The sequence below is a fragment of the Mucilaginibacter sp. OK283 genome (assembly GCF_900110415.1).
Lineage (GTDB): Bacteria > Bacteroidota > Bacteroidia > Sphingobacteriales > Sphingobacteriaceae > Mucilaginibacter.
In genome coordinates, this window is record NZ_FODR01000002.1 from 675,707 (window position 1) to 694,840 (window position 19,134).

A 19,134-nucleotide genomic window follows, 5' to 3' on the forward strand; every position below is an offset into this window, starting at 1 on the left:
TCTGCATATCTGAAATTTGCACATTTAAAATCTAAAACTTAATTTCATTTATTTTTGAAAGTTTAAAAACTTATCTATATTTGGATATGGAATTGGCAGAAGCGAAGCTGAAGTTTATTGAGGCCTGGGGAAAGCTGGGTTCGGAGTGGGGCATTAACCGTACTATGGCACAGGTACATGCGTTGCTGATGGTATCGCCCGAGGCCTTGACAACCGAGGATGTGATGGCTGAATTAAGTATATCGCGTGGCAATGCCAATATGACCCTGCGCGATTTGATTGATTGGGGGCTGGTTGAAAAACAACACAAAACCGGCGAACGGAAAGAGTTTTTTTATGCCGAGAAAGATACCTGGGTAATTGCACGCCGCGTGGCCGAAGAGCGTAAGAAACGCGAGCTTGACCCGGTTTTGAAGATTCTTGCCCAATTAACCGAAGTTAAAGGTGATGAAAATGACCCTGCCTATAAAACTTTTAAAACATCAATAAACGACATTAATAAACTGGCCAAAAACGTAAATACAACTTTGGATACCATGCTGAAAGCAGAAGAAAGTTGGTTTTTTGGGTCGATATTTAAAATGTTCAAGTAACATTTTTTTTGAACTTTAATTTCAATTCTTTCTGAAAATTAAATAATTAAAATACATATAAACACAAATCACAAAATCATGAACTACTTTATTTTAACTTACTTTGTTTACCTGCTGGTAAGCATTGCATTAACTGTTTGGGTTGCCAAAGTATTATTCAAAAACGGCCGTGTTTTTTTGGTGGATATTTTTCACGGTAATAATGAATTGGCCGACTCTGTAAATAAATTGCTTGTAGTTGGCTTTTACCTTGTTAATATTGGGTATATGAGCCTGGCTTTGAAAGAAACAGGGAGCATTGGCAGCACACAGGTAGTGGTAGAGGTGTTAAGCTACAAGTTGGGATGTATAATTTTAATTTTGGGTGGTATGCACTTTTTAAACCTGGTTGTGTTTTTTAAACTACGTAGCCGCGCAAAACGGGATAAGGCTTTTAATATAAATATTCAATAAACGTAATAGAAACAGACGCCTTGGGGCATGATGTATGCCCAAGATAGCAGGGGCGCAAACGGCTAACCTGCTATTTTTACCATTAGGCTGCATGGTTAAGCCGTGCTTTCACACTGTGCAATAATACATCAATGTCAAAGGGTTTGGCTATAAAATCGTCCGGGCCGCCATTACTTTGGAGTACCCTGTCAGAAACATTGTGGCTGGCCGAGATCATAATAACCGGGATGTTATGGGTTTCTTTCATGCCCTTAATATGTTTGCATAACTCACGTCCATCTAAGCCCCCCAGCATAATATCAAGTAAAATCAAGTCGGGATGATGCTTTCTGATCCTGTCAAAAAGGTAATGACCGTCTGAAAGTGTTTCAACCTCGTAGCCCGATTCTTCAAGTATGTATTGTAAAACCTCCAGTATGTCCTTATCATCATCAACCGCTAATATCCGTCTCATGGTATTGTCTTTTAGTATCTTCAAAAAATGTTATTAATCATTAATTAATAACTTTACGTGGAACATAAGCAAATGTTATACCAAATTAGCTTGATAAGTAGTTTTAAATCAGTGTAATATTGTGCTTATACTTAATTTAATTCAAAATAAATGTAAAAACACCGGAATAAAGAAATGAAAAGATGGGGAATGTTGTAAAAACGAAACAATTTGTACTAATTCTTTGGTTCAAATTTGATGATTGACCTTTGCTAAAGTCATCGTTTTTAAATAAGAAAGAAGGAAATTTGACTTGAGGCTCCAAATTCAGCGGTTAACACTATGCTTCATCCTGCCTGGCAAAAATATAACTTGCCTTTTTACATCTGGCACAGAAGTACTTTTTTATAGGTAAAAAAAACAAAACCCTTTTGGTAAACCAGCCACGGCGCATTTTAAAATGGAAAGGGGTTCCACATTTTGAGCAATAATATACTTTTCTTGATTTTTCGCTGATATTTTGATCGTCTGCCATAGTAATATAGGGATGGCAATTTACAATATAGCCTGTATAAAACAGTACCCCACGTCCAAATACTACCAATAAGTTAGTATTTATATACTTTTAGTTTATTTTTTATTAGTTAAATTAATAAAAAACATGTCTCTTGCGTTGGCACCGATAACAAATGTATCTTTTAATCGGAAGGAAAAATAAAAAACGCCTGGCAAAAAAACCTCTCGGGATCCTGTCTTCGAGTTCTGCCTTGCATCTTGGGCACAACGGCTTCTTTTTTTGTGGTGCCTTTGTACCTTGCTGAGGGTTTATTTGTACAACCATAATACAATCAGGGGTTTATTGTATCTAATTACGTTTTGTTTTTACTATCACAAAGATATGATTGTTAACAATATTTCAATCATTTAGGTTGTTTATTATCTTATTTTTATTTTTTTTGACGAAAAAGAATTTTTTTTTGAAAAAATATCAGATTTTAAACAATCTTTTTAAATTCTTGTTAAAAGCGCGGTAAAAAGTAAATAAGAAGCTGTGATATTTCGGCTTAAATAGTGGGGATGAAGCGCAGTTGCGGGGCAATTATTTTATCAGGTTGTTAACTTTCTCTACAAGTTCTACAAGATCAAAAGGCTTATTGATAATGCCGTCGCAACCATAATTTAAAAGGTGGTCATCATTACTTAAATAAGCCGAAAATATAATAACGGGCGTGTTGCCAAATTTGGGATGCACTTTGATTGTTTTGCAAATTTCGCCGCCATTTGTGCCGGCCACGCGATAATCCAATATAACCAGATCGGGAGCGAACTCTTCTATTAGCGGTAATACGTCCCCACTGTTTGAGGTACTGCGTACTTCAAATTGTTCGTACGTGAGTGTCTCGTGGACAATTTCTAAAATGTCCTGATTATCGTCTAATACTAAAATACGCTTTGACATAGTAAACGTAAAGGGTGAAGAGGGCCTAAAATGTATTAAAGTATCTTTAACTAACGCTGTTGAATAAAATAACAGTAGGGGAGGCCATTATTAACGATAAATCAGCACACAAACCTAAACATTTTTTATAGAGTGACATAAAAAAAGAATATGGCTTTAGTGATTTTTTTGTTTTAATTAATTTTCTTTAAAAAAAGAAGAAGATAGTTGAGGCTTTTGCCAGCTTTTAAGCAAATAATTAATGGCTGTTATCTTCATAAATTTATCAGTTTGCATAAAAGCTTAAATCAAATATAGTTGCTACTTTAGTCGCATCACATTTGGCCTACGTGTCCAATTTAACAATTTGATGTAATGGTGTTAGCAATTATCCTTATTTGTATTATCCTGCTTATTTTATTGGTAAGCTGGGGCAAGGTAAACCCTTTTGTAGCTTTTCTTATTGTTGCTATAGCCGCGGGGTTAATGTTGGGCATTCCGATAAATAAGCTGATGGCCTCTGTGCAAAAAGGTATGGGCGATATTATGGGCAAATTGCTTATTATCATTTGCCTGGGCGCCATGTTGGGTAAACTTGTGGCCGTTAGCGGAGCTGCCCAAAAAATAGCCGAAGTATTGGTTAGGGCGGTTGGCCAAAAACATATACAGTGGGCACTGGTTTCGGCCGGTTTTATCATCGGTATCCCGCTTTTTTATGGAATTGGCTTTGTATTAATGGTGCCGCTTATATTTTCGGTGGTTTATAAATATAAATTACCGGCGGTTTATATTGGCTTACCCATGCTGGCCTCATTATCGGTTACGCATGGTTTTTTACCGCCGCACCCATCGCCATCGGCGCTGGTAGCTATGTTTCATGCCAACATGGCCACAACTTTTATTTATGGCTTGATGATAGCCATACCGGCCATTATAATTGCCGGCCCGTTGTTTGCCCGGTTTTTAAAGAAAATACCTTCGGAACCTTTGGCTACTTTCAGGGCCGATGAACTGCCGCCCGAAAAATTGCCCGGCGCTGTAAATAGTTTTCTTACTGCCTTACTGCCGGTGATATTATTAATGCTCTCGGCCTTGTTCCCGTACCTGGGTATCAAAGATGCTTTCGTGGTAAAATTGATAGCTTTCCTTGGCGATCCTTCCATAGTAATGTTGGTTGCGCTTCTGGTGGCCACTTTTACGCTGGGTATTAAACAGGGAAAAAAAATGGGCACCCTGGCCGGTAATTATACCGATGCTGTTAAAGACATAGCGCTCATACTGCTTATTATTGCCGGCTCGGGAGCTTTAAGCGAAGTTTTAACCGCCAGTGGCGCCAGCGATCAGATTGCCGATCAGTTAAAGGCCTTGAACCTGCCGCCATTGCTTTTAGGTTGGGTTATAGCGGCCATTATTCGTGTTAGTTTAGGATCGGCAACGGTGGCCGGGCTTGCAGCGGCGGGAATTTTGGTAAAATTGGTAACCAAAAGTCACGTTGATCCTAATTTAATGGTGCTATCTATAGGTGCAGGAAGCCTGGCGTTTTCGCATGTTAATGATTCGGGCTTTTGGCTTTTTAAAGAATATTTTAACATCAGCATAAAAGATACCATCAGGTCATGGTCGGTAATGGAAACGTTGGTTTCATTAACAGGCCTTGCGGGAGTATTAATTATTAACCAGTTTGTAAAGTAAGGCCCGTAATGAAAAAACTTATAAAATTAATAACAGTATTGTTAATAGCGCTTACAGCAAACCTTGCCGGTTTTGGACAGGAAGCGGCCGGAAACTTTTATACGGCGGCCGACGGCGTAAAAATTTATTACGAGGTTAAGGGCAGCGGAATGCCGGTTGTGCTTATTCACGGGTTTTCGGGCACTGGGCAGGGATGGAAAAACGGGCACCTTTACCCCGATTTGCTTGCTGCCGGTTATAAAGTGATTGTACTTGACCAACGCGGCAACGGACAGTCGGACAAGCCGCATACAGATGCTGGTTACGCTAACGATGCCGAGGCTAAAGACATAATGGGGTTGGTAAGCAGCCTGGGGATCAAAAAATATAACGTGGTGGGCTATTCGCGCGGGTCTATCATCGCATCGCGGTTACTGGTGCTGGATAAGCGGGTGCAAAAATTGGTAATGGGCGGTATGGGCGATGCATATACCAATCCCGAATGGCCAAGGCGCGTGCACGCATACAAAGCCTTGATGGGCGATACAAGTTTTCATGATGTGGATGGTATGATAAAATATATTCATAGTAACCCGGCTTTTGATGTACCTGCATTGGCTTTGCAACAAAAATATCAGCCGTCAACAAGTCCGGAGGAATTGGCTAAAGTGAAAATTCCGGTATTGCTGATAAATGGCACAGAAGATCATGACGGCGGATCTGAAACAGCATTACATAAAATGATCGCGACATCCAAACTAAGTTATGTGCCTGGCGACCATAACGCTGCATCAAAAACGGTACAGTTTTCGGCCAGCGTGATGGAGTTTTTTAAATAAACTTTGAGTAGGGCATTGCTGGCTATTGACAGGGGGGGATATTGGGCGAATTTGAATGAAGTGTTGTAATATCGGGCGTTTTTAGAGCCATTTATTTTTCTAAGGGTTGTTCAAGACTGTGCAGGACACCTAAATAAAAATATCGTTTTACATTGCGGGTTGTAAGTTGAAGAATACTTTCGGTATACCGTACCCATGATTTTGCTAAAAGCTTTTACTACTATTATAAACCTGGATATTCCTTTTTAAGATGAAACAATGTTTACGCAAACCTGCGCTTTACACCGCTTTATTGTTTATTTGTTTGTTTAAAATTTCGGCAGTTGCTTTTGCACAAACGCCTGCAACTACGGGCCTGAAGTGCGAATACCTGGTTGCTCCGATAGGTATCGATGCCAAACATCCGCGTTTAACCTGGCAAATGGCCGATGCGCGGCAGGGCGCAGCCCAAATCGCATATCAACTGTTTGTAGGTGCCGATTCGGCGGCCGTTGCCACAGGCAGGGGTGATAGCTGGACAACTGCCAGGGTAGTTTCGGCTGCCGGCCTGGTTACCTACAACGGCAAGGCCCTGCAACCATTTACCAAATATTTTTGGAAGGTTATTGTATGGGATAAGGCCGGTAAAAAATTAAGCGCATCGGCAATTACAAGCTTTGAAACCGGCATGATGGAAATGCGAAACTGGAAAGGATCGTGGATAAGTGATAATAAAGGTATATCGGTTAACCCCGCCCCCTATTTTCGTAACACCTTTAAAGTGGGTAAAACTGTCAGGTCGGCAAGGGCGTATATAGCGGTAGCCGGTTTGTATGAGCTTTACATTAATGGTAAGAAAATTGGCAACCACAGGCTCGACCCGATGTATACCCGGTTTGACAGGCGCACACTTTATGTTGCCTATGACGTAACCGCCAACCTGCAAAATGGTAAAAACGCGGTAGGTGTATTATTGGGCAACGGCTGGTACAACCACCAAAGCACGGCTGTATGGTTTTTTCACCAGGCGCCGTGGCGCGGAAGGCCAGCTTTTTGCATGGATTTAAGGGTGACTTATACCGACGGCACTACCGAAACGATATCATCTGATACCCGGTGGAAAACATCACTGAGCCCTGTAGTATTCAACAGTATTTATACCGCCGAACATTATGATGCCCGCAAGGAGCAGCCCGGATGGAATACCCCCGATTTTATCGACTCGGCATGGAAAAACGTTATCAACCGCTCGGCCCCATCAGCAAATATTGTGGCCCAAAGCCTGCAGCCTATTCGCAATGTAGAGGAGATAGCCACCAAAACCGTTACTAAAATTGATAATAACCTATGGGTGTTTGATATTGGTCGCAATATATCCGGCGTAAGCCAGATTACCGTTAAAGGTGATTCGGGCACAGTGATCCGACTGAAACACGCCGAACGGCTGAACAAAAACGGCCACGTAGATCAATCCAATATCGATCTGCATTACCGCCCAACCGATGATAAAGACCCTTTCCAGACCGATATTTTTATCCTTGGTGGCAAAGGCGAAGAAACCTTTATGCCTAAGTTTAACTATAAGGGATTTCAGTATGTAGAGGTAAGCAGCAGCAAGCCCATCCAGCTGACCAAAGAAAGTTTAAAGGCTTACTTTATGCACAGCGATGTACAGCCGGTAGGCGAGGTAAGCTCATCAAACCAAACTATTAACCAAATTTGGAGCGCCACCAACCACAGCTACCTGAGCAACCTGTTTGGCTACCCAACAGATTGCCCGCAACGCGAAAAAAACGGCTGGACAGGCGATGCCCACATAGCCAGCGAAACAGGACTGTATAATTTTGATGCCATCACCATTTACGAAAAATGGCTGGCCGACCACCGCGACGAGCAACAGCCCAACGGCGTATTACCATCCATTATCCCTACCGGCGGCTGGGGCTATGAGTGGGGTAACGGCCCCGATTGGACAAGCACCATTGCCATCATCCCCTGGAATATCTATTTGTTTTATGGCGATAGCAAACTACTGGCCGATAGCTATACCAGCATCGAAAAATATGTGAACCACATAGATGAGCTTTACCCAACCGGCCTTACCAGCTGGGGACTTGGCGACTGGGTGCCGGTGAAATCTGTTTCGCCGGTTGAGCTTACCTCGTCGGTTTATTATTATACAGATGCAACGATATTAGCCAAGGCAGCTCATATTTTGGGTAAACAAGCCGACTTTGTAAAATATACAGCCCTGGCTGCAAAAATAAAAAACGCTATTAATGCCAAATACCTCAACATGCAAACCGGCATTTACGGTCAGGGTTTTCAAACCGAGCTGAGTGTTCCGTTATTTTGGGGTGTGGTACCCGATAACATGAAAACCAAGGTGGCTGCTAACCTGGCTACCCGTGTTGCTGCCGATAATTACCACCTGGATGTGGGTATTCTTGGTGCCAAAGCCATTTTAAGCGCCCTGAGCGACAATGGTTACCCCGATGTGGCGTACAGGATAGCGTCGCAGGAAACCTTCCCTTCGTGGGGATGGTGGATGGTGAACGGCGCCACAACGCTGTACGAAAACTGGCAGATTGATGCCAAATCTGATATCTCCCTTAACCACATTATGTTTGGCGAAATTGGGGCCTGGCTATACAAAGGCATTGCAGGCATTCAGCCCGATGCAAATGAGCCCGGATTTAAAAATGTGATCCTGGCGCCGTATTTTGTACCCGGCTTAAATGAGTTTACAGCCACGCATGCTGGCCCCTACGGCAAAATCTTATCATCATGGAAACGGGAGGGGAGTACGGTTACTTATAAAGTAGTTGTGCCCGCAAATTCAACAGCAAGTATAACTTTCCCGGCAGGTAAAGTCACCTTATCAGGTAAATCCATTGGTAAGGAATATAAAGCGATGGCGGGTAACTATGAATTTAAAATAAGCCCGCCGGCCCCCTAAAGGGGATTTTTTGCTTATCGCACTCGTTTTAATGAACCAGTGTTAACCTAAATGACGTTAAACTGACAGGCCGGTAACACAACCGGCCTGTTTTGTATATAGCTTTGTTACATCGGGGACCTGCAACCCGGTTAGCTACCATGTACTACAAATTAACATTAATAATCCTGCTGATTGTAAATACAGCATTTGCACAAAACGATGAGGGCTGGGTGTTAAAACACAGTAACGACGGCGTAAAAATATATACCCGAAAAGTGCCCAACTCAAAAATAAACGCCATTAAAGTAGAGTGTCATTTTGATGTTCCGGCCTCGCGGCTGGTTGCCGTTTTGATGGATGTAAAAAACAGCGAGGACTGGTTGTACCATACTTCATCAAACTATATTATAAAACAGGTATCGCCATCGGAGTTGTATTACTATTCGATGGTAGAGGTACCCTGGCCCGTGAGCAACCGCGATTTTATTGCCCATATTAAAGTATCGCAGGATGTAGCTACCAAGGTTATTACCGTCGACGCGCCCTGCATCCCTGATATGGTACCCCGCAAGGCCGGTGTGGTGCGCGTGGCCGATTCAAAAGGCAAATGGGTACTTACCCCCGTTGGTAAAGATAAAGTGAAAGTATTGTACACCCTGCATGCCGATCCAGGCGGCAGTATCCCCGCCTGGCTGAGCAATATGTTTGCCACCAAAGGCCCCACCGAAAGCTTCCAAAAACTAAAATTACAATTGCAAAAACCCGCTTACAAAAACGTAAAGGTGCCTTATATAACCGAGTAAGGCTCCCCAGCCCCTGAAGGCATTAAGTTAAGGGGCTACTAACGATTTAAATATCGAATACTGAATTTCGAATAATGAAGGAAAAACTTCGGTGTTGGACATTCGAAATTCAATGTTCGATATTATTTGTCTTTCTGTTTTTCTTAGGGCTACGCTATAGCGAATTGCCATAGCAATTTCACATTTATATTAACCCTTAGGCAAATGACCTTGTACTGACAGGCAAAATAAATAAGCCTTATAGTTTTGATGTAACGGATCCTGTAACCCGTAACAACATGAAAAAAAAATTGACCTTGCTACTGCTGTTGGTTGTGAATTTTGCTTTTGCAAACCCCGACGGTAGTTGGACCCTTGATAAAAACGATGACGGTATTAAAGTTTATACCCGCAATATAGCTTCCTCAAAAGTTAAAGCTATCAAAGTAGAGTGCAACCTGGATGCAACCCCATCGCAACTGGTGGCGGTTTTGATGGATATCAGTAATGGCGACGGCTGGGTGTACCATACTGCTTCCAGCTATGTTATCAAACAGGTGTCACCGTCCGAATTATATTATTACTCGTTGGTGAATGTGCCCTGGCCGGTGCACAACCGCGATTTTATTGCCCACATAAAAGTTACGCAGGATCCGGTTACCAAAGTAATAACTGTAGATGCACCCTGCATTGCCGATATGGTACCCCGCAAGCCCAATACCGTACGGATAGAAGAATCAACCGGAAAATGGATTATAACCCCAACCGGCGATGGCAAGGTGAAAATTGAGTACACCCTTCATGCCGATCCCGGAGGTAATATCCCCTCCTGGCTGGTAAATATGTTTGTAACCCAGGGCCCTATTGAAAGCTTTAAAAAGCTAAAGCTGCAATTACAAAAGCCAGCCTACAAAAATGCAAAGCTGGCTTATATAATAGATTAAATATGCAGATTTCAGATGTGCAAATTTCAGATGATTTGTGATTCTTGGAAACAATAAGTAAGCTTTGTAAGATTGTCGAATGCCTGTAGTTACGGTTTTGCTGATTAAAAAAATCCAGATAATTCCGACCTGACCATTTCTGTCTTGACTCTTGATTCTTAACTCTTGACTCTTCTTTTAATTTTTATGTACCCCGTAACCCAAACCCAGTACCAGGGTTAAAAACACGCCGTTGGGTTTGCTGTTGGGGCCGGTTGTAAGTTTGTGGCCATCCACCTTCCAGTCGCTATTGTTGGCGGCGATGTAGTAGCCCGCACGGATGCCTATCGGGATGGTACGGTCGACAGTTACACAATCCATTTGTTTTGATTTAAGGTGTATCACGTAATCAAAGCCACCTCCAAGTTCGATGCCAAATGTATGCTGGTTAAGCGTTTTGCTTGATGAACTTTGGGTAATCTCCTGCCCAAAATCGGTAGTGCTGTTAATATTGCCATTATCCTTCACTTTAAGGAACGAGTTTTGGAAATTAAGGCCCACAGTTGGATAAAAACGGTAGGCCGTGTTGGTTGATAGGTTGTAACCTGCCCCAACCTGGATTTGCCCTCTGAAAACCGACACCTTTACATCGTTAGCCGTTACCGACTCGGGCGCTGTACCGCCAATACCCAGTGTTGTAATAAAGCGGTTGTTGTACATCCTGGTCATTGATAGGTTAAACCATGTGCTGTTGTTGGCCAGCAACGGGAAGCCTTTTGGCACCAAATAAGCATTAATATCGCGTACGTTGTTTTTACGGTACTCGGCTTGCAGTTCAAGGCCGCCGGTCATATCTTTATGCCAGCCGCTGTGCATCCGGTTTTTAGTTTTAACGGTATCGGCGTTTTGAGCCTTCGCCAGAGTAGGGGTAAGGCCAATGACAACTAACAATAGCTGTACTGTATTGGTAAATATCTTTTTCATAGTTTCAGTATTTTCAATACAAACGTTGTTTTTGCATGGATAGTTCTTGCGAAGTAAAAAAATTAACCGAAATTTAAAAAGAATTCAACCTATCATATCTTCACGCAAATAAAGTCTTGCTACCTGATACTAACTACTTGCTACTCTCCTTCAAATACCCTTATCGTTTTCAGATACCTGCTATCATAATACGGGCTGAAAGGGGTTTCGGTAACACATTTAGCTTTGCCTGATGTGGAATGGATAAATACCATAGGCTGGCCGGGCTTTACAATTAAAATACCCATGTGCCCCGGTACACGGTCGGTACTGTCGGTGCCGGTGAACAGCACAAGATCGCCGGTTTTGGCCTGGCTTAGCGGAATCTGGTTGTGTACATGGTCAAAATCCATCGACCGGCGGGGCACTGCTATCTTAAAATGGTTAAACACATAAGTTATAAATCCCGAACAATCAAACCCCTGCGCCGGATCGGTAGATGCGTATAGATAGGGGATACCCCGCAGACTTTGAGCAAATGCAACCAGGCTATCGGGGTTTATGCCTGCTGTGTTTATCCTGGTAACAAATTCCGCGCTATCCGGAGTCGGCGGCGGCAGGGTATCACTACGCAGTAACGTTTGCCCGTTAATTACCACCGCCTCGTGGCTGCAGCCCTGGCAACCGCTAAATGTCAATAAGATAAGGAGATACAGAGGAATGGCATGCATGTAAAGTATACATGAATGCTGCGCAATTGTTTTGGGCAATCATTGATATCATGAAGTCAATGGCAAGTATCAGGCTTTTTGAGCGTTCTGACAAATTGCGGCGGTTTTGGCGCCAGTTGGCATCAAAATGCATTGCTTTGATATTTTTAATTATACCAACATATTATTGAAAATAAATATGCCGGTTTGCATTGATAAAGTATTTACATATATTAACTTTAGCTAATTAATAAACCAAATATCTTGTCCTATGAAAACAATAAGAATACTGCTGTTGGCAGTACTGCTGCCTTTTGTTGTGGATGCGCAAACGGGGCACACCAAAAACACACACAAACACACAGTTGGTTCAGGAAGAGAACATCAAAAAAATGACAGCCTTGTACGGGGTGTTTCGTACAGTGTTTTTGTTGCTTCTGTTGCCGATTTTGCCGACAGTACCAAAAAGCAACTTGCCAAAACTGCCTGGCAACTTTGGAAGCACGAAAAATGGGCCGAATTAGAGCAATTTTTTAGCACAAACAACCTTAATGGTGGCTGGCCCCCAAACCGTGGCGCCCTGTCGTTAAAAATGATTACCCTGCAGGCCGGCTTGTTGGTTGACCGCTATGGCGGTTACTACGATGCCGACAGTGTTTTCCAGGACAAGGGCACCTTTGTATCATTTGTTGGTGTGCCGTTTCCGCAACGCGCTTTGCCCGATAAAACCTTACAATCGCCTTACAGGGTTTATAAAATTGTAAAACCCATTGCCGGTGTTAAAAAAGGACAGATCATCCCCTGGTTTAATAAGCCCGGTTTAGGTATCCAGTTTGAATTACCATATAATATCAACGATTTGAAAAAAGGCGGGTATATTGCCGAGCAAAAAGATAAAGAAAGCCCCAAATGATAATCAACTATAAAAAGGCAAAGTCACTCATATTTGATGGCCCCGAACAGGAGATACTGCACAAATCATTCGATTTGAGCCGTGAAACCGCCTTGGGCATAACCATAAAACTGGATGACTTTGCCAATAATACACTTGAAGACCTGCGAGAAGTTATCAGCAGCGCCGACTTTGAATTCATTGTAAAAACCGGGGCATTTGTTAGCGATGGCGGTTTCCTGAATTTATATAAGGGTAGCAATAACCTTAGGCTGTATTACAACAAAAAAGGTAATACTATAATTGTTTTTGCCTACGGCGAATTTCAACCGGCCCGTTATATGCTTTACCTGGAAGGCTTTTGGACAATAGCTTAGCTATGCACCTAAGGCAGATCTAAAAAAATCCTGATACTTGCGACTTGATACCTTTGTAAAATAGCCAACTTGCGTTTTGGATAACAAATCACAAGTCGGCTATTTGCGGTTAAACTGCACAAGGCTTACAAAAGGAAAACTAATTTGTAATGTAAACCGCTAAAGTTGTTAACTATGCAGCCTTTTGCGGCGCCTTGGTTTAAAACTGAATGGTAAGCGTTGGATCCCACCAAAAGTAGCCGAATAATACCGGCTCTGCCTGGTCCCTCGTGTGGCGGTAAAGTGCAAAACTGATACTGTAATTTTCTGTTCCGCTTTTAAGGATGGTTGCGCTGTTAAACCAGTAATTCTGTAACGAAAACGTGATAGGGAATGTGGTTCTGTCAGTTGGCAAAATGCCTGTCCTGGCAAAAACATTAAAATCAACTGCGCTGAATACATCATCGCTGCTGTCATATCTTGCAATTTTGTAAATGGCTACAGCGGTGTCAAAATTGCCATTTTCAGATACCGCGTACCAGCGAACAACATCGCCGGTAACGGCTTTTACGTTAAGGTCTGCCGTACCTTCAGATTGTGGAGTAAATACATTGCCCCTGGTGGCTACCATGTACATATAATTATGCGCCAGGCCGGTTGGGCTGTCTGCATTAGTACTTGGTGTAGGGTTATCGGCTATAATAGCTTCGGTATCGATAACTATCTGGATATAAACGATTTCATTGGAATCGCTTGCTGGTGAAATTGCCATAAGTAGTAAATTTAAAAGTTAAATAATGGTCTCTACTCTTTAAAAGGATTTTCGAGTTAACTCCTGCTTTTGGGGCGTATGACCGAAGCTTCTTAACCGGTATCATATGCCCCTATTGCGATACAAATATTGCTCGGAACCAGAAATTAGGGAAGAGTAGAAATACCGAAAAAAATAAATAAGTATTTATACGCAGAAAATGGGCGTTTGCGAAAAAAATGTATATTATTATATTAATTATTAAAACAATATACTTAACTTAACCTTAGTTAATTTGACCAGCCTTTAAAGCCATTAACTATTAAGCTACGCATCACAAACCTTGTAAATCAATTTATTATGCAACAACAACCCTTTGGCAATTTTACCAGATTGCTCCACTATGTACTTATTTTTTTTGTATTTTTATTTGTAACAGCCTGTAAGCCGCCGGCAGGCGGGGGCATTAAGTTTGCTTCGTTAAAATATACTTCGGGGCAGGTTACCCATTGGCTCGATTCGGCCAAGACCAATAACTTCGTTTTTCAATTTTACACACCGGCTGCTGATAATGAAAAGCGGCCTTACCAGCTTATCTCGTACATTATTGATACGGCCGGGAAGTATTTAAATGCTGCCAGCCCCGATACATTATCATTGGCAAAAGATAGTTTAACCACGCTAAGCGGTAAGGCCATCTTGGGCAACTCCTATATCTCCAAAAAAACCATCCTCGATATGTTAAAAGATTCCGGCGGAAAAAAACGGGACTTTGACTATCTTCTTTTAACCCCAATAATACTGCCGTCCAATCAGCATGTAGTGTACCAGGTTCAAATTATAAAAGGAGAGGTTGTTTTAAAATGCGGCACCGGCGATGTAAATTCAAACCCTTCGCCGCCGGCCACTATGCAATAAAACATATAAAGGCTGTGCAAAATATTCTTAAAAACGTTCTCGATTGGTCGGAGGTTTGGGCATTGCTCATACCTTTGACTTTTCTTTACATCCGCAAAAAACAACCGGCCTTTAATAAGCCTGTGGTAATATATGTTTGGATGGCACTGATACTAAATATAGCTATCGACCTAACCTGGAAATTCAGGACAAAACTACCCGTTCAATTTCAATCGAATAATTATCTGTATAATATCCATTCCATAGTAAGGCTTGGGTTGTTCAGTTCTTATTTTATCCGGCTTAAGCAACCGTTTCTTACCGCAACAAAAAAGGTTATTCAGCTTGTTTTTGCAGGGTTTGTAATTGTAAACTTCAGCATTTATCAACATTTTTTTGACTACTGGCATTTTAGCAGCCTGCTGTTATCGGTTGAGGCCGCGCTGTTGTTGTTTTACTGTATTCAATATTATTTATTCAGGATAAACGATGACGAGGAAATAAGTAAAAAACAGCCCGATTTATGGATTGTTACCGGCCTGGGGATTTATGTAACGGTAAATTTTTTCATATTCCTGCTGTATAACAAACTCGCTATACACCTGCAAAATTTTGCGGTAAGCTTATGGAATATCCATAATATCACCTTTATCATCTTCTGTGTTTTTATAGCAAAAGCGTTTTATGAGTCAGAATTATAAAGAAATAAAGCTTTTTTTGTTTATGGGAATAGCAGTGATGCTTTTTCTGTTTGCGAGCGTTTTATTGATTTTTATATTTTTTCAGCGAAAGAAATTTCAATACCAAAAAAACATTCAACGTTTACGCGAAAATCAGCAAAACCAATTAATTGAAGCAGCAGTGCGCAGCGAGGAAGTGGTACGGCACCGGATTGCCGAGGATTTGCATGACGAGGTTGGGGCAATATTATCGTCGTCAAAACTGCATTTCCAGGGGATAAAAATTAACGTTTTCGACAAAAAAAACAACGAGCTTTATGAAAAAGCCAAAGAGTTACTGGACGAAGCCATTAAACAGGTAAGGGATATCTCACATAACCTTCACTCGGGGATATTGAAAGAATTGGGCCTGAATACCGCAATCCAGCACTTTGCCGAAAAGGTAATCCATAACAGCAATATTATACAGGTTACAACTGCATTGGCCGAATCCTATACAGCGCCAACAACCGAAAATGACATCAGTATTTACCGGATATTTCAGGAACTGGTAAATAACATCATTAAATACGCCAACGCCAAAAAACTGCATATCAGCTCGGTTTATGAAAACCACGCTTTAAGGCTAACCATTTTTCACGATGGTAACGGGCTAACCCAGAAGCAGTATGAAGAGTTACGCTTTAAAAAAAACGGACTTGGCTTAAAGAACATACAAAGCCGTATAATTTTGATAAAGGGCCAGCTCTCGTTTTCGCAGGTAGCCGGGGGGTATTGTATTGATATATATGTAAAAGACAACCTGAATTCCTGAAGCAATAAGCAACATTGGCAAATATTTTTATCCGATACACCATCTAATGAGTACAAACTATGAAGCCCGATAAAATAAAAATAGCGATAGCAGACGACTATACTATATTCAGAGACGGTTTAAAAGTTGGCCTGGCCCAGCATAACGATTTTGAAGTAACCATGGAAGCCAGCAACGGCCAGGATTTAATAGAAGGGATGGAGAAAGAATTGCCGGATGTTATTATTATGGATTTAAAAATGCCGGTAATGGATGGCATAGAAGCCACCAAACTGATTAAAAAGAGATTTGGATCGGTTAAAATTTTGGTGGTAACCATGTACGATGACGATAAATTTATCATCCATTTAATGGAGATTGGCGCAAACGGATACTTATTAAAAAATGCCGACTCAGACGAAATTGGTAAGGCAATTTATGCCGTACATGAAAATGGCTACTATTTTAATGATATAGTAAGCAAGGCCCTCCTGAAAAAATTAGTGATAAAAGGTAATCTGAAGCCCTCGTTTAATCAAAACATTGAATTTACCGAACGTGAGCAGGAAGTTTTAAAACTGATATGTGAAGAAAAAACAGCTACCGAAATGGGCAAACAACTTTTCCTCAGCCCGCGCTCTATAGAGGGGATCAGGATAAGGCTGATTGAAAAAGTAGGTGTTCGGAATACCGCCGGCCTGGTAATGTTTGCGGTAAAAAACGGGATAATATAAATGTGCTTTTACCGAACTATAATGTGAAAAATAACGCCACTGCGGCAGCACCCATAATCACAAATGTTGACCATAACAGGGTTTTAGATAACCAGCCGCTTTTATACACGCCCATAATTTTTTCACTGGCCGCTATGTTCACGATGAGGAACAGTAAAGGAACAGCTGACACGCCATTTATCACCGCGGTATACACCAGGGCCTTTACCGGGTCTATCCCCACAAAATTTATAGCCAGGCCCACCAGTGTAGCAACGGTAATTACGCCATAAAACCCATAAGCTTTGCGGAATTTCAGGTTCAGGCTGGCACTCCAATCAAAGGCTTCAGCCACCGCGTAAGCGGCCGAACCTGACAACACCGGCACTGCCAACAGCCCAAGCCCGATGATACCGACAGAAAATATGAGTTTGGCCAGGAAGCCGGCATGCGGAAATGAATGCACCAAAGGTTCCAGCGCTTTTGCAGCATCGGCCGCGTTTTTAATATCGGTTACGCCGCTGTTGTGTAAAACCGTGGCAGCCACCAGCAAAATACACCAGGTGGTAAACTCCGAAACGATCATACCGAAGGTGTTATCTTTACGCATGGCATGAATGTGCGGCCAGCCAATCCTGGGTTTGCCGTTGCGTACCAGCCCCTTGGCTTGTTCTTCCTCAACCTCCTGTGATGCCTCCCAAAAAAACATGTAAGGTGTAATGGTAGTTCCGAATACGCCGGTGATGATAAACAAAAAAGCAAAGCTAAACTCAAAATGCGGCACCAGGGTTGCCCGCAGTACCGTTGCCCAGGGCTGATGAACAATAAATACAGTTATAGGATAGGCCAGCAGCGTAAGCGCCAGCCATTTCAATATCCTGGAATACAGCTTGTAAGTGGTAAAAATTTCCAGTAGTAGAATGCCCGTAGTAAATAACAGCGTCAGTATGATAAAAGGTATAGGTATCAGCAACTGGGCGGCAGCGGCCATGGCGCCAATATCGGCGCCAATGTTAATGGTATTGGCTACCACTACCAGCCCTACAACCGCGTATAATACCTTACGGCTGTAATGTTCTTTCACCACAGCAGCTATGCCTTTGCCGGTAACCAGCCCAATACGTGCGCAGGCCTCCTGAACGGCGGTCATAAAGGGCAGCATATAAAGGGCCGTCCACAACTGGCCATAGCCAAATTGAGCGCCCGTTTGCGAATAGGTTGCTATGCCCGACGGGTCGTCGTCTGCCGCGCCGGTAGTTAAGCCCGGCCCAAGCAGGCTTAGCCATTTCAGAATTTTCCGCTTACGAAATTGGGGTTTGGGGTTGACAGACATACCTGGTAGACGTTGAAATGAATAAGAGCAATAAGGTACGATATAAAGATTGAAAATTTTTCATCCTGAACAGTTTAACCATGGAATCATCTATGGGATGGCCGCTAATTTCGTCCCGCATCCAGAATGGAACCCGGTTACGCCCAAATATCGTTTGCGGCGGTAAGAATGATGGGCATACCGTTAGTTACCATAATAGTGTGCTCATGCTGGGCTACGTACCCGCCACGGTTTCCTGTTAAAGTCCAGCCATCTTCCTGCTGATCTGCATAGCTGGAGTGCGTGGCAATAAAAGTTTCAATGGCTACAATCGAATTTTTTTTGAACCGGGCGGAGTTATATCTGTCATAACAGTTCAGTATATCATGCGGTTCTTCATGTAAGCTTCGTCCTACGCCGTGCCCTGCAAGGTTCTTGATCACTTTATAACCAACTTGTTTGGCCTGCATTTCAATCAGCTTGCCGATGTCTGCAATTTTTACACCTCCTTTAATCTCACTGATTGCCTTTTTTAAAATTTGTTTTGAAACATCAACCAGCGGTTGCAGTCGGTTTAAATCGCGGCCAAGTATAAATGAGCCGCCGTTATCGGCCCAGAAACCATTTAGCTCGGCAGACACATCGATATTGATCAGGTCGCCCTCATTCAAAATCCTGGCCTCGGTTGGAATACCATGCGCCACCTCGTTGTTCACGCTGATGCAGGTCCACCCCGGAAAACCATAGGTTAGCTTTGGTGCCGATTTAGCCCCCATTTGATTCAGGATATTACCTCCAAAATCATCCAGCTCCTTAGTCGACATACCCGGTACCGCATGCTCTCGCATCTGCTTTAACGTTTCGGCAACGGCATTGCTCACTTGTTTCATCCCAAATAGTTCTTCCTCAGATGTGATTGACATGGTATTCTTTTTTTGCTCAAATATAGGGGTTTTACAGGAAGGAAGGGGGCGTTTTGTGATCGGCAGGCGGCAAGGAGTTAAATTGAGTTATC

The 19,134-nt window shown here is 42.4% G+C and carries 20 protein-coding genes; 13 read left to right on the plus strand and 7 right to left on the minus strand.

From position 1 onward, the window contains the following. Positions 1 to 86: 86 nt before the first annotated feature. Together BMX56_RS07735 and BMX56_RS07740 are read left to right on the plus strand one after the other, a co-directional pair. Entirely contained in the window at positions 87 to 593 is a 507-nt protein-coding gene (locus BMX56_RS07735) for a GbsR/MarR family transcriptional regulator (RefSeq protein ID WP_090643613.1), read from the plus strand. A 78-nt stretch (positions 594 to 671) separates the two neighbouring features. Continuing rightward, on the plus strand, positions 672 to 1,046 hold the full coding sequence (locus BMX56_RS07740; RefSeq protein ID WP_090643616.1) for a hypothetical protein: 375 nt from the start codon (positions 672 to 674) through the stop codon (positions 1,044 to 1,046). A gap of 82 nt (positions 1,047 to 1,128) precedes the next feature. Here the strand turns inward: BMX56_RS07740 and BMX56_RS07745 are convergent, their stop codons facing one another. Next, positions 1,129 to 1,500 carry a response regulator gene (locus BMX56_RS07745; RefSeq protein ID WP_090643620.1) on the minus strand — a complete coding sequence of 124 codons (372 nt, stop codon included), beginning with the start codon at positions 1,498 to 1,500 and terminating at the stop codon, positions 1,129 to 1,131. Positions 1,501 to 2,578: 1,078 nt separating this feature from the next. Beyond that, positions 2,579 to 2,938 (minus strand): response regulator transcription factor, encoded by a 360-nt coding sequence (locus BMX56_RS07755; RefSeq protein WP_090643628.1) that lies wholly within the window; start codon positions 2,936 to 2,938, stop codon positions 2,579 to 2,581. Positions 2,939 to 3,292: 354 nt separating this feature from the next. On the opposite strand from BMX56_RS07755, the gene BMX56_RS07760 reads away from it, so the two are divergent. The 5 genes from BMX56_RS07760 to BMX56_RS07780 all read left to right on the plus strand — a co-directional run bounded on the left by BMX56_RS07760 (position 3,293) and on the right by BMX56_RS07780 (position 10,073). Then, positions 3,293 to 4,609, plus strand: coding sequence for a GntT/GntP/DsdX family permease (locus BMX56_RS07760; RefSeq protein ID WP_090643632.1), 1,317 nt, complete (start codon positions 3,293 to 3,295; stop codon positions 4,607 to 4,609). An 8-nt stretch (positions 4,610 to 4,617) separates the two neighbouring features. Continuing rightward, on the plus strand, positions 4,618 to 5,427 hold the full coding sequence (locus BMX56_RS07765) for an alpha/beta fold hydrolase (protein WP_090643636.1): 810 nt from the start codon (positions 4,618 to 4,620) through the stop codon (positions 5,425 to 5,427). Between the two features lie 250 nt (positions 5,428 to 5,677). After that, a complete protein-coding gene (locus BMX56_RS07770; protein WP_090643639.1) occupies positions 5,678 to 8,365 on the plus strand; it encodes an alpha-L-rhamnosidase in 2,688 nt (895 codons plus the stop codon). A gap of 140 nt (positions 8,366 to 8,505) precedes the next feature. Beyond that, positions 8,506 to 9,150, plus strand: coding sequence for an START domain-containing protein (locus BMX56_RS07775; RefSeq protein WP_090643643.1), 645 nt, complete (start codon positions 8,506 to 8,508; stop codon positions 9,148 to 9,150). A 278-nt stretch (positions 9,151 to 9,428) separates the two neighbouring features. Next, positions 9,429 to 10,073, plus strand: a complete 645-nt coding sequence (locus tag BMX56_RS07780; protein WP_090643647.1) for an START domain-containing protein — start codon at positions 9,429 to 9,431, stop codon at positions 10,071 to 10,073. 177 nt (positions 10,074 to 10,250) lie between these two features. On the opposite strand, the gene BMX56_RS07785 is transcribed toward BMX56_RS07780, so the two are convergent. Together BMX56_RS07785 and BMX56_RS07790 are read right to left on the minus strand one after the other, a co-directional pair. After that, complete coding sequence (locus BMX56_RS07785) at positions 10,251 to 11,036, minus strand: hypothetical protein (RefSeq protein WP_090643652.1); 786 nt, start codon at positions 11,034 to 11,036, stop codon at positions 10,251 to 10,253. A gap of 140 nt (positions 11,037 to 11,176) precedes the next feature. Beyond that, positions 11,177 to 11,746, minus strand: a complete 570-nt coding sequence (locus BMX56_RS07790; protein ID WP_090643655.1) for a C40 family peptidase — start codon at positions 11,744 to 11,746, stop codon at positions 11,177 to 11,179. 250 nt (positions 11,747 to 11,996) lie between these two features. On the opposite strand from BMX56_RS07790, the gene BMX56_RS07795 reads away from it, so the two are divergent. Together BMX56_RS07795 and BMX56_RS07800 are read left to right on the plus strand one after the other, a co-directional pair. After that, on the plus strand, positions 11,997 to 12,638 hold the full coding sequence (locus BMX56_RS07795; RefSeq protein WP_090643660.1) for a TNT domain-containing protein: 642 nt from the start codon (positions 11,997 to 11,999) through the stop codon (positions 12,636 to 12,638). Next, positions 12,635 to 12,994 carry a hypothetical protein gene (locus tag BMX56_RS07800; RefSeq protein WP_090643663.1) on the plus strand — a complete coding sequence of 120 codons (360 nt, stop codon included), beginning with the start codon at positions 12,635 to 12,637 and terminating at the stop codon, positions 12,992 to 12,994. Before BMX56_RS07795 ends, BMX56_RS07800 begins: the two co-directional genes overlap by 4 nt. A gap of 199 nt (positions 12,995 to 13,193) precedes the next feature. Here the strand turns inward: BMX56_RS07800 and BMX56_RS07805 are convergent, their stop codons facing one another. Next, complete coding sequence (locus BMX56_RS07805) at positions 13,194 to 13,745, minus strand: inclusion body family protein (protein WP_090643667.1); 552 nt, start codon at positions 13,743 to 13,745, stop codon at positions 13,194 to 13,196. Between the two features lie 339 nt (positions 13,746 to 14,084). Between BMX56_RS07805 and BMX56_RS07810 the strand changes: the two genes are divergently transcribed. Genes BMX56_RS07810 through BMX56_RS07825 form a run of 4 tightly spaced genes read left to right on the plus strand, consistent with a single transcriptional unit; the run spans position 14,085 to position 16,828 of the window. Next, the gene (locus BMX56_RS07810) at positions 14,085 to 14,642 is read left to right on the plus strand and encodes a hypothetical protein (RefSeq protein WP_090643672.1); all 558 of its coding nucleotides are present in this window, start codon (positions 14,085 to 14,087) and stop codon (positions 14,640 to 14,642) included. 14 nt (positions 14,643 to 14,656) lie between these two features. After that, the gene (locus BMX56_RS07815) at positions 14,657 to 15,322 is read left to right on the plus strand and encodes a hypothetical protein (RefSeq protein WP_143065390.1); all 666 of its coding nucleotides are present in this window, start codon (positions 14,657 to 14,659) and stop codon (positions 15,320 to 15,322) included. Next, positions 15,306 to 16,115 (plus strand): sensor histidine kinase, encoded by an 810-nt coding sequence (locus BMX56_RS07820; protein WP_090643681.1) that lies wholly within the window; start codon positions 15,306 to 15,308, stop codon positions 16,113 to 16,115. Before BMX56_RS07815 ends, BMX56_RS07820 begins: the two co-directional genes overlap by 17 nt. 59 nt (positions 16,116 to 16,174) lie before the next feature. After that, entirely contained in the window at positions 16,175 to 16,828 is a 654-nt protein-coding gene (locus tag BMX56_RS07825) for a response regulator transcription factor (RefSeq protein WP_090643685.1), read from the plus strand. Positions 16,829 to 16,844: 16 nt separating this feature from the next. Here the strand turns inward: BMX56_RS07825 and BMX56_RS07830 are convergent, their stop codons facing one another. Further along, positions 16,845 to 18,140 carry an NRAMP family divalent metal transporter gene (locus BMX56_RS07830; protein WP_090643688.1) on the minus strand — a complete coding sequence of 432 codons (1,296 nt, stop codon included), beginning with the start codon at positions 18,138 to 18,140 and terminating at the stop codon, positions 16,845 to 16,847. Positions 18,141 to 18,277: 137 nt separating this feature from the next. Continuing rightward, positions 18,278 to 19,042 carry a type I methionyl aminopeptidase gene (gene map, locus BMX56_RS07835; protein WP_090643692.1) on the minus strand — a complete coding sequence of 255 codons (765 nt, stop codon included), beginning with the start codon at positions 19,040 to 19,042 and terminating at the stop codon, positions 18,278 to 18,280. Positions 19,043 to 19,134 lie beyond the last annotated feature (92 nt).